This window comes from Polymorphospora rubra (genome assembly GCF_018324255.1).
Taxonomy (GTDB): Bacteria; Actinomycetota; Actinomycetes; order Mycobacteriales; family Micromonosporaceae; genus Polymorphospora; species Polymorphospora rubra.
The window spans coordinates 2,856,676-2,870,024 of the sequence record NZ_AP023359.1; the positions used below are offsets into that span (position 1 = coordinate 2,856,676).

At 69.0% G+C, this 13,349-nt stretch carries 12 protein-coding genes; 3 read left to right on the top strand and 9 right to left on the bottom strand.

The window, feature by feature from the left end:
• Positions 1 to 15: 15 nt before the first annotated feature.
• The 5 genes from Prubr_RS13185 to Prubr_RS13205 all read right to left on the bottom strand — a co-directional run bounded on the left by Prubr_RS13185 (position 16) and on the right by Prubr_RS13205 (position 5,570).
• The gene (locus tag Prubr_RS13185) at positions 16 to 927 is read right to left on the bottom strand and encodes a TrbL/VirB6 family protein (RefSeq protein ID WP_212825284.1); all 912 of its coding nucleotides are present in this window, start codon (positions 925 to 927) and stop codon (positions 16 to 18) included.
• Positions 928 to 932: 5 nt separating this feature from the next.
• Complete coding sequence (locus Prubr_RS13190) at positions 933 to 1,316, bottom strand: pilin (protein WP_212825287.1); 384 nt, start codon at positions 1,314 to 1,316, stop codon at positions 933 to 935.
• A 526-nt stretch (positions 1,317 to 1,842) separates the two neighbouring features.
• The gene (locus tag Prubr_RS13195) at positions 1,843 to 4,047 is read right to left on the bottom strand and encodes a tetratricopeptide repeat protein (protein WP_212825289.1); all 2,205 of its coding nucleotides are present in this window, start codon (positions 4,045 to 4,047) and stop codon (positions 1,843 to 1,845) included.
• Positions 4,044 to 4,475: an RIP homotypic interaction motif-containing protein gene (locus tag Prubr_RS13200; protein ID WP_212825291.1), complete on the bottom strand. Its 432-nt coding sequence runs from the start codon at positions 4,473 to 4,475 to the stop codon at positions 4,044 to 4,046. The genes Prubr_RS13195 and Prubr_RS13200 overlap by 4 nt, the downstream gene beginning before the upstream one ends.
• Before the next feature lie 228 nt (positions 4,476 to 4,703).
• Positions 4,704 to 5,570: a hypothetical protein gene (locus Prubr_RS13205; protein ID WP_212825293.1), complete on the bottom strand. Its 867-nt coding sequence runs from the start codon at positions 5,568 to 5,570 to the stop codon at positions 4,704 to 4,706.
• A gap of 831 nt (positions 5,571 to 6,401) precedes the next feature.
• On the opposite strand from Prubr_RS13205, the gene Prubr_RS13210 reads away from it, so the two are divergent.
• Complete coding sequence (locus Prubr_RS13210) at positions 6,402 to 7,337, top strand: class I SAM-dependent methyltransferase (RefSeq protein ID WP_212825295.1); 936 nt, start codon at positions 6,402 to 6,404, stop codon at positions 7,335 to 7,337.
• Complete coding sequence (locus Prubr_RS13215; protein ID WP_425518010.1) at positions 7,321 to 8,277, top strand: TRM11 family SAM-dependent methyltransferase; 957 nt, start codon at positions 7,321 to 7,323, stop codon at positions 8,275 to 8,277. The genes Prubr_RS13210 and Prubr_RS13215 overlap by 17 nt, the downstream gene beginning before the upstream one ends.
• A gap of 5 nt (positions 8,278 to 8,282) precedes the next feature.
• Here the strand turns inward: Prubr_RS13215 and Prubr_RS13220 are convergent, their stop codons facing one another.
• Positions 8,283 to 8,753, bottom strand: coding sequence for a DUF7660 family protein (locus tag Prubr_RS13220; protein ID WP_212825297.1), 471 nt, complete (start codon positions 8,751 to 8,753; stop codon positions 8,283 to 8,285).
• A gap of 154 nt (positions 8,754 to 8,907) precedes the next feature.
• Between Prubr_RS13220 and Prubr_RS13225 the strand changes: the two genes are divergently transcribed.
• Entirely contained in the window at positions 8,908 to 9,498 is a 591-nt protein-coding gene (locus tag Prubr_RS13225; protein WP_212825299.1) for a DNA cytosine methyltransferase, read from the top strand.
• Here the strand turns inward: Prubr_RS13225 and Prubr_RS13230 are convergent.
• Genes Prubr_RS13230 through Prubr_RS13240 form a run of 3 tightly spaced genes read right to left on the bottom strand, consistent with a single transcriptional unit; the run spans position 9,439 to position 13,325 of the window.
• A complete protein-coding gene (locus tag Prubr_RS13230; protein WP_212825301.1) occupies positions 9,439 to 10,062 on the bottom strand; it encodes a DUF6000 family protein in 624 nt (207 codons plus the stop codon). The two genes, Prubr_RS13225 and Prubr_RS13230, sit on opposite strands and share 60 nt — an antisense overlap.
• A 57-nt stretch (positions 10,063 to 10,119) precedes the next feature.
• Entirely contained in the window at positions 10,120 to 12,204 is a 2,085-nt protein-coding gene (locus tag Prubr_RS13235; protein ID WP_212825303.1) for a tyrosine-type recombinase/integrase, read from the bottom strand.
• Positions 12,201 to 13,325, bottom strand: a complete 1,125-nt coding sequence (locus Prubr_RS13240; RefSeq protein ID WP_212827975.1) for a tyrosine-type recombinase/integrase — start codon at positions 13,323 to 13,325, stop codon at positions 12,201 to 12,203. Before Prubr_RS13240 ends, Prubr_RS13235 begins: the two co-directional genes overlap by 4 nt.
• Positions 13,326 to 13,349: the final 24 nt, after the last annotated feature.

A 13,349-nucleotide genomic window follows, 5' to 3' on the forward strand; every position in this document is an offset into this window, starting at 1 on the left:
CCGGTTCGGGTCTGGTCAACGTGAGGTCCTCCGAAGCATGTTCAGTCCGGGAAGGTTGCGGGTGATCTGCTGCACCACGACGACACGCACGACCGCGCCGAGCACGTTCGGGCCCCGTCCCGGCTGCCCCGCCCAGCGGGCCATCAGCCCGGGGATCCTGGTGGTCGTCCAGAACAGGACCACCACGACGAGCAGGTTGAGGACGCCGCCGGGCTCGACCGGAAGGCCGAGCACGGGCAGCAGCGCCGCCGGGTCGAGCAGGATCTGCTCTCCGGCGGTGAGGAAGAACGCCTGGACGACCGGGATCGCCAGGCAGCCGGTGTAGGAGCGCCACCACATGCGCGCGACCGGGTCGGTCTGCGGCAGGGCGTGACAGGCCAGTGCCAGCGGCGCGATACCGGTCAGGACCAGCAGCGCCACGATCCGGCCGACGAACTGGACCGCGGTGGTCGCGATCAGCGCGGTGATGACTAGGGCCAGGATTAGGAACAGCAGGGCGACGGTCTGGTCCCGGCCGGCCGTGAGGTGGGTCCGGATCGCCGCGAACGCACTGTCACTGTCGGGGCCGCCGTCGCTGACCGCCCCGGTCAGCGCGTTGGCGACGTCGATGAGCTGGGCGCAGACCAGTTGGGAGAAGTGCGCGGCGGTGAAACCGACGACCAGCCGCGGCAGCAGGTCCTTGACCGTGTACCGGGACTGTTCGCTGCCACCGGCGACCATGACCAGCACGCCGGCGGCGACGAACGCCAGGACGAAGACGGTGTCCACGATCCAGACCGACCGGCCGGTGAGCGCCTGCACCTGCGGCAGCGCCGTGACCTGCGGCGTGGTCAGCAGCACCCCGGTGACCAGGCCGAAGATCGCGTCGAGGCAGTCCAGGACTGCCCCGGTCAGCCAGTCGAGGACCTGATCGAAGAGCCCTCCCATGCCGGTCAGCCCCCGACGATGCCCTGGACGACCTGCAGCAGGATCGGGGCCAGGACCGCCAGGCCGTAGCCGATCAGGGCGTTGCGCAGGGCGAGCTTGGCCCGCTCGACCTGCGCCGGGTCACCACCGGCGGTGGCCCAGTACACCCCGGCCAGAACGAGGAACAAGGTGGCGACCGCGGCCAGGATTCCCATGATCCAGTTCCGCAGGTTGCCGATCACCACCGGCAGCGAGTTCACCACCAGATGGACAGGCGCTCCGGGGTCGGCGTACGCGGCGGCGGGAAGCCACAGGGCCAGGCCAATGCCGGTCAGGGGTGCTGCCAGACGCAGCGCCGTGCGGGCAGCGGGGCGGGCCAGCAGGGTGTGAAGTAGCGGGATGCGGGACATGACGGTTCACCTCCCGCCGCGCCCGTAGGCGGCACGGGTCGCGGCGCTTGCTTGAGAACGGTTGGGACCGCCGCCGGGCACAGGCGAAGACGACCAAGATCCGCGCCAGCCCCGGGAGGAGCTTGTCCTCCCTCGAGGGTGGTTGCGGTAATCGATGTGGTGTCAGCGCATCAACTGGCGCGGCACCCGGGGAACGCGGATCACGTCCGCTCCTCGCCGTGCCCGACGGCGGGCGGGACCGGCGAGCCGTGTCAGACCCGGAAGAGTCCCGCACCCCCAAACCCGGTCTTGTGAGCCCTGGCGAACGCCGACCGCTCTCACACAACTCTCACAACACCGATAGGAAGCTCACAACGCAGGTCAGCAACCGAATTCCAGGGCCGTCCGTGCTGGCTCGGCCGAACGTTCTGGACAAGACGAGTAGGGAGGTGCTCGCGGCCAGGCATCGATGGCTCGGACAGGGCTGCATCAACTTCAAGCCATCCGGAGAGGACGATATTCGCCGATCAAACCGAGACAGTTGGGACTATTCCGTGTCTCGGGCGGCACGGAGCAACGACTCCGTGTCCAGGGTGTCCGGGTGGTTGTCGCCGAGTATGCGCTGTCGGTCGGTGAGGACCTGTTCGAGCAGGGTGATGGCCTCGGTGATCTGTCCTGCGGTGTGGTGGGCGTAGGCGAGGCTGTGGCGGGTGAGCAGGGTGTGCGGGTGGTTGTCGCCTAGTGCCCGCTGGCAGTCGGTGAGGACCTGTTCGAACTGGGTGATGGCCTCGGTGATCTGTCCTGCGGTGTGGTGGGCGCCGGCGAGGTTATGACGGGCAATCAGGGTGCGCGGGTGGCTATCGCCGAGTATCCGCTGGCAGTCGGCGATGACCTGTTCGAACTGGGTGATGGCCTCGGTGATCTGTCCTGCGGTGTGGTGGGCGCAGCCGAGGCTGTGGCGAGTGATCAGGGTATGCGGGTGGTTGTCGCCTAGTGCCCGCTGGCAGTCGGTGAGGACCTGTTCGAACTGGGTGATGGCCTCGGTGATCTGTCCTGCCGTCTGGTAGGTGGAGGCGAGGCTGTGGCGAGAGTCCAGGGTGTCAGGGTGGTTGTCGCCGAGTATGCGTCGTCGGTCGGTGAGGACCTGTTCAATCTGGGTGATGGCCTCGGTGATCCGTCCCGCGGCCTGGTATGCGTCGGCGAGGTTGTGGCGGGAAGCCAGGGTGTCAGGGTGGTTGTCGCCGAGTATGCGTCGTCGGTCGGTGAGGACCTGTTCGAACTGGGTGATGGCCTCGGTGATCTGTCCTGCGACCTGGTAGGTGGAGGCGAGGTAGTTGCGGGAGGCCAGGGTGTCAGGGTGGTTGTCGCCGAGTATTCGCCGCTTGGCGGTGAGGATCTGTTCGAACTGGGCGATGGCGGGGACGAGCTGGCCCTGGAACAGACGGTAGCGCGCCGCCCAGTCGCCGAGAATCAGCAGATTCACGTTGTCGTGTCCGGTACCGATGTTGGTGATGAGGGCGTCGATGTGGGGAAGCAGCAGCTTCCACCGCGGCCAGCCGGCCACGTTGTCGATCGGGTCGTCGGGTATCGCCTGCACCAGCAGCGCGGCGGCCTGGTCGGTGGGGCGGCTCGCGGTTTCCGGTGGTGGGGTGGCGCTGCTGTCGCGGGTGACAGCCTGTACCAGGCGGTGGACGCTCACCGTACCCTCGGCACGGCTGATCATGCTGTAGAAGGCCAGCAACGCCAGCGCCTCGCCCAGTTCGAGTGTGTCGTCGGTCAGGCCTGCCAGTACGTCTTCGGGCAGGGCGTCGGGTGCCAGCCATGCCAGCACGGCCATTACCCGCGCCGCGAGCGGTGAACGCTGGCGGATGGCGGTCATGCTGACCTGCCAGATCCGGGCGACACTACGGGTCGCGGCGCCTTCTCCCGGGTGCGACAGGATGCGGGAACTCTGTTCGGTCAGCGACCGCCGATAGCCGTCGAAGTCGAGGCCGTGATGCTGGCTGATGTACGCGGCGGCCTGCTCTAACGCCAGTGGCAGGTCACCGAGATCCGCGGCGAGCCGGTCCGCGCCGGCCTCGTCGTCCACCCCGGTCAGCCGGGTCAGCAGCCGTACGCTCGCCGCCCGGTCGAGCACCCCGAGACGCAGCGGCGCCAGGCCGTACCGCGCCCACCGGGCCATGCCCAGGTCACGGCGGGTCGTCACCAGGACCGTCCCGCGCCCGGCGACCTGCCCCAGCAACGACGTGATGTCGGCGATGTCCTCGACGTTGTCCAGCACCAGCAGCCAGTCCCGGTGCGCCTGTAGCCAGCCCACCGCCCACGCCTGCGTGTCGGCCAACATTGCCACCGGATGCAGCCGCCGTGTCAGGCCGGCCAGCCCGAGTCCGACGTTGTCGGCGGTGTCTGCGGTGATCCACCAGACCAGGCCGTACCGGTCCCGGTAGCCGCGTGCGTAGTGCAGCACGAGTTCGGTCTTGCCGATTCCGCCCAGGCCGTGGACGGCGGCCTGTCCGACGACCACGCCCGTCCGCGCCCCGTGCAACAGTTCCGCCAGCTCGGCCACGTCCCGGCCCTCGAACACCGCGGATCCGACCGGTAGGTTGTCGACCCCGGCCACCTGCGCCACGGCCTGCGGTGACGGCACGGTGGACGCGTCCACGGACGCGATGTTCTGTACGTTGTCCGACCCGATCTGCACACCCGTGGAGCCGTCGACCGCGACCCGGTCCGGGTCGGACGAACGGGTCACCGCGCGGGCGGCGGGGCCATGGTGATCGTCTGCGTGTTGTGGTCTCCGACCTGCACACCCGTCGACCCGGAGACGGTCACGGTGAACTTGCTCCCGCCGGCCACGCCCGCCTCGGCCAGAATGGCCGCGACCTCGCCGGCCAACCGGTCGTCCTCGGCCAGCGCCCGACGCACCTGCGCGAACAACGCCGCCGTGAACGCCTCGTCATCCGGATTCTCCGCCACGTCCGTCACCGCCGCACCCACCTGCGCCGACCGCGACGACCCCAGGAACAGTCCCATCAGCCGCCGTCCCCACCCCACCGCCACGTCAGCCGTCACGTCCGCGCCCCGGTCCGTCACCCGCTGCACCACCGCACTGCCGTACACGCCCGCTGCAGCCGACAGGAACGGCACCACCGCGCCGGCCATCTCACCAACATCAACCACGGGTAACCCCTCCGACACGAGAACGGTCGACTCCGGTGTACCACACCACCGCATCGGCCACACTCACCAAACAGGACATACAGACAGCCGACCACGCCCGATCACGATGCAACCGGCCTATCGCTGGTTGGCGCCCCGGTACATCGCCGCGAGAACCCCGATGTACGAAGACGTGAAACGGCTGTGGCCCGACGCTCGGCGTCGGGCCACAGCCGTTCAGATCGAGGATCAGGCGACTGGGACAACAACTCTGCGTACGGCGGCTGTCGCCCGGGCGGCCCGCAGCCTTGCGCGTTGTGCCGCCTGGGCCCGCAGTTGGGCCCTGGTCTCCGGCGATGCCGTACCGGTCAGCAGTCCGTCGGCGAGTGCCTCGGCGATTCGGCTGTCGATGCGGGACAGGCGCATGCGCAGGGCGTCGACGCTGGCCCCGGTCGTGGCGGCGATGGGTTCGATCGCCCGGTGCCCGAGCCGTACATCGACGTAGGCCTGCTCGTCCTCGGGGTCGAGGATGCCAAGGGTCACCGCACGCCGGATCAGCAGGTCCGGGTGGCCGTAGGGCACCCGCGGAATGCGGGGGCCGGCGGCGACGTGCTCGATGTCGTCCACCGGGAGGTACTCCCGCTGCTGCCGCAGCAGGTGGTGTCCGGCCCGCCAGGCCGCCTTGCACAGGCTCGCATAAGGTGCCGGCCTGGCCAGGTCGACGCGGTCGCGTAGCGCGGTCAGGAAGCCGGTGAGGATTTCGGCGTCGAGGTCCGCAGGGTCGCCGCCGTGGACGGCGGACAGTTGGGCCGCGTACTGCCGCAGCGCCGGCAGCGCCATGCCGACGGCCGCGACGACCCACTGCGGCCCGTCGAGCCGGGCCCGGCGGATCAGTTCCCGCCACACCTCGTCACGGGCCGTGTAGGCGTCAGGGTGGCGTAGCAGCCAGTCCCGCAGCGCGGGCAGCGGCATCGCCTCCGTCGGCAGCCCTCGGCCGGGGTCGAAGATTGTGCAGTCGAGCACCATCGGCTGGGGCTCGCAGGTCAGGGCGGCGAACGCGGTCGCCGCCGCGTCAAGGGCGGAGGTGGGCCAGTCCGTCGTGTCGGACACGCTCATGTCAAAGCTCCTGTGACAAGGAAGGGGGTCGATGGCATCGCCGGTGCGTCTCGGCGATCGGTGACGCCGATTCCGCCACAGCGGGCTCACACGGCTCTGACAAAGCTGCTCAACCATCCGATGAGCGAGCGCCTCCCGGCCGCTGGCGTACGACCTGTGACATCGGCTTGTCATCGACTGTGATCGCTGACAGAAGTGCTGGCAAAGGCCGGTTGACCTGCCCTGTGACACCTCACAGAGGCTGTGTCAGAGGCATCCGGACGGCCGTGACAACGGCCCATGCCACCCCGGCAGTGCAGTCCCGTGCCTGGCGTGGCCGACGCTCACAGCGCTCGCACGGGCGCCCCTGTGACAGCCGGTCCCGCTCACAGCACCGCTGTCACAACCTGTCGCCGCCGAACCCGTGCCAGCCCACCCGCGCCCCTGCGACACTCGCCCCGATCCCGGCCTGTGACACGACGCGACCATCACCCGAGACCCCTTCGCGGGCGACGCTCGGCCGCTCCTGTGACAGCGGCGCCGTCTCACACCGCTGGTCGACGCCGGTCCTCCCGTCCTTTCTTTCATCCCGGCCGACGCGGAACGGTGCCTACTGTCAGTAACACAGCGTGACTGGCCGGCGGGGCAAGGCCGATTGTTCCCTCCGCTGGCAGTTCGACCGCATCGAGACACCTTGCAGCACCAGGAAGCCCAAACCGGCATGAAGCAGGACTATCCGTGCGCTGTCGGTGGCTGTGAGCGGCTGTGAGTCCCGGAAGAGTTCGCCAGGGCTCACAAGACCCGGTTTGGGGGTGTCAGCGCTTCACGGCGCGGCGCGGAGCCGACATCCATATGAGCGAGCACACGCCGCACCCGCACGACCCGGACGGTATCGAGCCGGCCGACTCCGCACTCATCGACCTGGTCGCCGGTGACCCGCCGGTACCGATCACGGTCTGGCGCACGGCACGTACCGGCGCCGAAACCCACACCAGCCTGCCCACCCGTCTCGCTTACCGCCTCGTCGCCGCCTACAGCCGGCCCGGCGACGCGGTCGTCGACCTCACCACCGACCACGCCCTGACCGCGACCTGCGGTCGGGGTGGGCGCCGGCACCACCGCGCCTGGTTCACCGACAGCTCCCACCTGGTCATCGAAGCCCTCACCCCACACCAGCCGCAGGTGACCACCGAGCACCTGTCCGGGCCAGCCGACCTCGACGCCAGCGACGAGAACAACGAGCTCGACCCGCCCGAGCTCGCCGACTGGTTCGGCGACGACCTCACCGACCCCGACCGCGCCGGTACCGACGGCACGGCCGCCCGCCCGTACGACGACGGGCCGGTGGACGCGGCCACCAGCCTGGTGGTCGCCTGCTGGCCGCTGCACGACGCCGACACGCCCGCCCAGACCCGGCTCGCCGGGCTCCTGGCCGCCTGCGTCCGGCTGCTGCGCCCCGGTGGCTGCCTCGTCCTCGTGGTCGGCGGCACCGGCACGCCGCCCACGCCGGAGGACTTCGGCCCGCTGGTGGCCGCCGCCTCCCGCGCGGGACTCGGCTACCTGCAGCACATCGTGGCGGTCGCCGCCGATACCGACGGCGATCATTTCGTCTACCACGTCACCGACGAGGAACTGCTCGCCCTGGCGCACGCCAGCGGCGGGCAGTGGACAGTCGCCCACTGGCGGGTGCACGCCGACCTGCTGGTCTTCACCCCGCAACAGCCAGCCCCTACCGGGCCGGGTCGGCGACGCCACCGCGACGGTGACGGCGGTGAGCACCGTGCCTGACGAGAACACCGCCGGGCCGTACGGCCCGAACCAGCCGGACAACGGCGCCCCCTCCGGCGACTACCAGGGTCGGCACCGCGCCGATCCCGACGGCCTGTCCGTCTGGGCGACCGCCCAGTCGAACGGCCCTGTGCAGCGGCGGGGCCGGTACGTGCCGGAGTCGGTCAAGCATCCGGCCCGGATGCTGCCAGCGATCGCCGCGCACGCGGTCCACGCCTACACCCGGCCCGGCGACCTGGTGTTCGACCCCATGTGCGGGATCGGCACCACCCTGGTCGAAGCCGTCCACGCCGGACGCGACGCGATCGGCGTCGAGTACGAGTCCCGCTGGTCCGACATCGCCGACGCGAACCTTGCCCACGCCCACGAGCAAGGCGCTAATGGACGGGGCGCGGTGATCCGCGGCGACGCGACCCGACTGATGTCCCTGGTCCCGAAAGCGCTTGCCGGACAGGTGGCTCTCGTGGTCACCTCGCCCCCGTACGGACCGACCGTGCACGGCCTGGTCCGTCCCGGCGCCGACGGGGTGGTCAAGTCCGACGACCGATACGGCGAGGACAAGGGAAACCTCGCCTACCGCCCGTCTCTGGCGGGGCTGGCCGCAGGGTTCACCGACATCCTGCGTGGCTGCTTCAGCCTGCTGCGTCCCGGCGGGGTGGTCGTGGTGACCGCCCGGCCGTGGCGCAAGCGCGGGGAACTGGTCGACCTGCCCTCGGCGGTCCTGGCCGCCGGCACTGCCGCCGGCCTCGTGCCGCTCGAGCGGTGCGTCGCGCTGCTGGCGGCGGTCCGCGACGGCGCCCTGGTGGCCCGTCCGTCGTTCTTCCAGCTTCAGCAGGTCCGCAGGGCGAGGGCCGGCGGAGTGCCGATGCACCTGATCGCCCATGAGGACGTTTTGGTCCTGGGCAAGCCCCTGAAGCCCGACGCTGACGGCGGCCTATGAATCACTCACTCGTACAGGGTCGCGGCGCGCATCGCGGCAGCCGTTACCTCCCAACCGTTCCACGGAACGGGCAGTCCTCGGCTCTGGTAGTAGCCGTCACAGTCGTTCAGCCAGCCGGCGAGCGCCTCAAGATAGTCGGGCAACGTTGTGTTGTCCCAGTTGGCAGGCGGGCCGTCGGACCAGTCAGCCAGAAGCTGTCGTACCTCGCCGAGCAGCCGTTCCTTGTGACGCGCTGCGGGTGCAGAGGGACAACCCGCCACACCACAGTCCTCATCGGGATCCGCCGGATCGTGCTCGAACTCGTAGTGGAAGCACACGTAGTGCATGCCTTCGAAGAGTTCGTAGTTCTGGCGGCCCACCCGCACGGGTCGGCCGCACCTGCGGCACTCCAGGGCCCGGCCAGCGTCAGACACGACGAGATCATCGCAGCAGCCAACGCCGTAGGACAGCCGCTGCGTGGCCGGTTTTTCCTGCACCGGCAGCGGGTTTCGCTCGACCAGGTCGTCCTACGCCCCGGCCGGCCCGGCGTCGGGGTGCGGGCCGTGGATCTGCCCCCCACCTCGACGAGCAATCAGCTCCCGGCGCTTCGCGACCGGGCGGTCGTGGTGGCAGCCAGGTGCGGAAGGTGGCGTGAGTGAGCGCCCCGCCCCGCAGGCCGGGCCCCGGATCGGATCGCTGTGCAGCGGGTACGGCGGACTCGACCTGGCCGTCGAACTGGTGCTCGGCGGCCGGCTCGCCTGGTACGCCGAAACCGACCGCCACGCCACCACCGTCCTGGCCCACCACTGGCCCGACGTCGCCAACCTCGGCGACATCCGTACCGTCGACTGGACGACGGTCGCCCCGGTCGACATCCTCACCGCCGGCTTCCCGTGCCAGGACATCTCCAACGCCGGCAAGCGCGCCGGCATCACCGGAACACACTCCAGCGTCTGGAAGCACGTCGCCGAAGCCGTTCGGGTACTTCGACCCCGGCTCGTCTTCGTGGAGAACGTCGCCGCCCTCCTACGACGGGGCTTCGACGTCGTCCACGCCGACCTGGCCGAGATCGGGTACGACACGAGCTGGCTATGCCTACGCGCATCCGACATCGGCGCACCCCACCGCCGCGACCGGCTGTTCCTGCTTTATCTGGACAGTTCTCGATCAATGTGGTGGACGTCACAATCCAACGGCTGTGGCAATGAGGTGCTGGTAGCTGGCCGGGTCTATCTGGCTTGAGGGGTAGCGATTGTTCCAGGTTTCCCAGAGCCCCTCGGATGCCAGGTATCGGTCGGCGTGGTGGGTGCCGAGGCTGGTGTCGAGGTGCATGAGCGCGCCGAGTGCCCAGTCCTGGTCGTAGCGCAGGTCGACCTGAGGCAGGTAATGATCGAGGTAGCCAATCAGGAGTTCTGCGTCGCGCTGAGTGCCGAAGGCGGCCAGCGCGACGCAGTAGCCTTGGCCGCTGAAGCAGACCCGGCTTTCCAGCAGCAGTTCGCCGATACTGTCGCGGAACTGGGTTCTTTGACTGAGACCGATGAGCCAGGCGGCGGTGAGCCGCTTCCGCCATTCCGGACGGCCATCGATTTGCAGCAGAAAGGTGAGCTCAGCGTCGCTGATCTGCTCGGCATCGTGTTTCAGATCGCTGATGAACTCAGCCTGATCTCCGTCAGGTCGGTGGATGAAGTTGCCGTGGAGCAGGTCCAGGTACCGGGCGCATCGTCCCTCGTCGTCAGCGCGCGTGGTTATCACGTAGCGGCGGGTGGTGTCCGTTCCCGGATCAGGCAGGGGCGACGGATAGGTCATGACCGCATCCTTCCTGATCACGTTGCCAGCGGCGACCCTGTTCCTGTCGGGCGGGGTTTACTCACCAGGTGGTGCGTGCTTGGCCAGTTCGTGGAGCAGGCCGTGGATGCGGTCGGCGGTGCAGCGGTGTCGTTCGATCTCGCGGGCCCAGCCGCGTTCGGTGGCGTCGGCGATGAGTCGTTCCTCGGTGCGCAGCCGCTCTTGTAGCCGAGGGACATACTGGGGTGTGGTGACGAACTTGGGGCAGGTCAGGTAGATGTCGCACTCGCATGGCCCTTCTTGGGGTAGGCGCAGACAGTGGCCGAGTTCGAGTTCGGTCTTATAGAAGTTGGTCTGTAGCCAGTCGAGCGCGGTCTGGTCCAGTTCACCGCGGCGCAGGGTGTCGGCAAGGGGTCCGGCGAGGGCGGCGCCGGGTTGCAGGACCGCTTGGTAGTCGGCCAGCACGGTCGGGTCGGAGATCTGTGAATAGGTCATCGACATGCCCGCGCTGAGGTGCCCCAGGATCTTCATGATCGTCTGGGTGCGGGCGCCTTTCTCAGCCAGTTGGGTGCCCAGCGTGTGCCGAAACCGGTGGGGGTGGATGGCCGGCTTGCCGTCGGCGTTGAGGATGCCGAGCTCGTCGCAGATGCGCCCGAGCGGCACCGCGAACAGGTATTCGACATCGGCGAGCCGGCCGTTGTTGAGGAACAGGTAGCGCACGGTCTTGCCGAGGTCCTTGTCGTGGATCCCGCGGTCCTGGTGTCCGGCACGCAGCTCATGGACGGCGCGGATCGCTTCAGCGGCTTCGGGGTGGATCGGCACGGTGCGTTCTTTGAGTGATTTGCCGGCGGCGAGCCGCAGCCGCGGGGTGCCGTCGGGGTAGGCGTCGAGGCAGTCGAGGTGCAGTCGGCGGATCTCTCCGCGGCGGGCGCCGCTCCACCGGGCGACCAGCAGTGCGCACCGTTGCAGCGGGCATTCGATGGCGCGGATCGCGGTCATGAGCGGTTCGAGTTGGTGGGCCGGGATGAATCGTGGGACGCGTTGGACCGCCCGGGGCACGTCCAGGCGGGTCAGCACGGGGCGCGCGGGCATGTCGGTCCACTCGGCGTGGGCTCCGTAGCGGAAGAACACGGTGACTTCGGAGATGATGCTGCGGCGGTAGGCGTCGCCGAGCGGCTGCTCGGGGTGCTTGACCTTGCGTTGCCCGGCCAGCCAGGTCATGAAGTCCAGCAGGTCGGCGCGGCTCAGCTCGGCCAGGCTCTCCACGGCCGGGCGTTGCTGGGTCAGCCAGCTGCCCAGGCGTCGCATCGCCGCCCGGCTCGCGCTCATCGAGTCGGGGCGCACGATGAGGGCTCGTTCGATCAGGTAGCGGTCCATCACCGCGGCGATGCGAGGCTGCGGGCTCATCGGTGGCAACGGCTTGGGCGCGTTGCGCTGAGGTAGCCGGTCGGTGATTCCGGCGTGGAACAACGATATCCCGGTGCGGAACACGTTGGTGCCCCACGCGTTCTTGATCGTCGTGAGGTGCCGCGGACTGAGGACCTCGGCGATGCCGGGGATCTGGTCGAGGGTGCGGATGGTAGCCCGCAGTTGCTCGACATCGTCGGCGGTGATCGCGTGCAGGTCAGGGTCGCCGCGGTGCAGCACCAGTCGCATCACGGTCCAGGACACCCGGAACGTGCTGCTGTCGGGGTTGTGCCCCAGCGCGGTCACCTGCTCGCGGAGTTGGTCGACCTGGGCGGTCAGTGGCAGGCCGAGCTGGTCGGCGATCGGCCACGGTTTGATCACACCGATGCCGAGCAGCCAGCCCCAGTCCAGCCGCAGCCGACCGGTCAGGGCCAGGTAGATCAGGTAGTCGCGGGCGTTGTAGTTGATCCAGCCGGCGGTGACGTCGAAGTCATCCCCGGGGCCGCGGCGCCGGGTTTGGGTGTCCTTGTTGCGCCACCCGAGCCGCTGCCGCAGCGGCTGGTCGAACCAGCTCTCCAGCTCGGGGAACTGGCGCAGGAAGCGGACGTGTCGGCGATGCAGCCGGATCTTGCGGTCAGGGCTGTAGATGCCGCTGTGCTCGACAAACGACGTGTACTCCTCGGCCGGGCAATGTTGTGGGTCACCGACCAGGGGCGGTGGCGGTGACGCCTGCAGGCGCAGAGCGGCTCCGCTCATGGTGCGGTGTCCCCGATCGCGGCCCGGTAGTCCTTGATCACGTCGGGATCGCTGACCCGGGTGTAGATCTTCGTCGAGTCGGGGCTGGCATGCCCGAGCCTGGTCATCAGGGTCAAATCTCGCATCCCGCCTTCGAACATGCGGGTCGCGTGCGTATGGCGCAGCGCATGGGGTGTCAGCCAGGCGTCGCGCACGCCGGCACGCCGGGCGGCCCGGGCGAACATACGCACCAAGCCGTCGTAGCTCAACGCCTCTAATCGTCGCTGGCCGCGACCGCCGACGAGGAACACGTAGCCGGTGTCGGCGTCGGCGGGGCGTTCGTGCATGACGTAGTCGCTGACGGCCGGTAAGGCCCGGCCTTCCAGCAGGTCGACGGTCCGGTCCCGGCGGGATTTCTGTCGCACTCCTGCCGGGTGATCGGTCCGGTGGCGCACCACGATTCGCCGGCGTCCGTAGGAGATGTCGTCCAGCCGCAGGCCCAGGACCTCTCCTGGCCGCAGGCCGCCTTCCCACATCAGCTCCAGCAGAGCGCGGTCCCGCCGGGTGCGCAGCACGCCCAGCAAGGCGACATAGGTGTCGTCGGACATCGGTCGTGGCAGCGACTCCACCGTCTTGATCCGCAACGCCCGACGTACCGGCCGCTGGGGACGCGACGTCACCAGCGGCGCCCGAGGTCGGCCGGGAACTCGAGCCGCAGCCTGGTCAGGAATCGTCACGATCGGGTTATCGGCGCCGCCGTAGCGTTCGACGCTGATCAGGTACTCGAAGAACGACGACACCGCAGCCAGCACCCGGTTACAGGTCTTGGCCGCCAGCAACCGGCCGTTCCCGGCGGTCAAAGCAAGATCCAGTCTCTGTGCCTTACGGCTCGACGAACGGGTTCGCAACCACTCGATGAAACTCACCGCCAGCGCAGGCCGGAACTCCTCGACCGTCAAGCCACGCTCGTGCAGAAACCGGTACAACTTCTGCAAGTCGTACGCATAGGCACGGACCGTGTTCGGCGAATAGTCGCGCACCGTCAACAGGCGAAGAAACCCGGCCACATCAGCTACAGGCACGCCGGTGTCGTCAACCAACTCCACCGCCGGCCACCCGGGCCGGGCATCAACAACCTTCATCACACGCACGCTGGACAACGTAGG

Coding starts and splice junctions, on each gene's coding strand:
- Prubr_RS13185 (WP_212825284.1), bottom strand. CDS start 927: ATGGGAGGGCTCTTCGATCAGGTCCTCGACTGGCTGACCGGGGCAGTC.
- Prubr_RS13235 (WP_212825303.1), bottom strand. CDS start 12,204: ATGAGCGGAGCCGCTCTGCGCCTGCAGGCGTCACCGCCACCGCCCCTG.
- Prubr_RS13230 (WP_212825301.1), bottom strand. CDS start 10,062: ATGACCTATCCGTCGCCCCTGCCTGATCCGGGAACGGACACCACCCGC.
- Prubr_RS13240 (WP_212827975.1), bottom strand. CDS start 13,325: ATGAAGGTTGTTGATGCCCGGCCCGGGTGGCCGGCGGTGGAGTTGGTT.
- Prubr_RS13190 (WP_212825287.1), bottom strand. CDS start 1,316: ATGTCCCGCATCCCGCTACTTCACACCCTGCTGGCCCGCCCCGCTGCC.
- Prubr_RS13210 (WP_212825295.1), top strand. CDS start 6,402: ATGAGCGAGCACACGCCGCACCCGCACGACCCGGACGGTATCGAGCCG.
- Prubr_RS13205 (WP_212825293.1), bottom strand. CDS start 5,570: ATGAGCGTGTCCGACACGACGGACTGGCCCACCTCCGCCCTTGACGCG.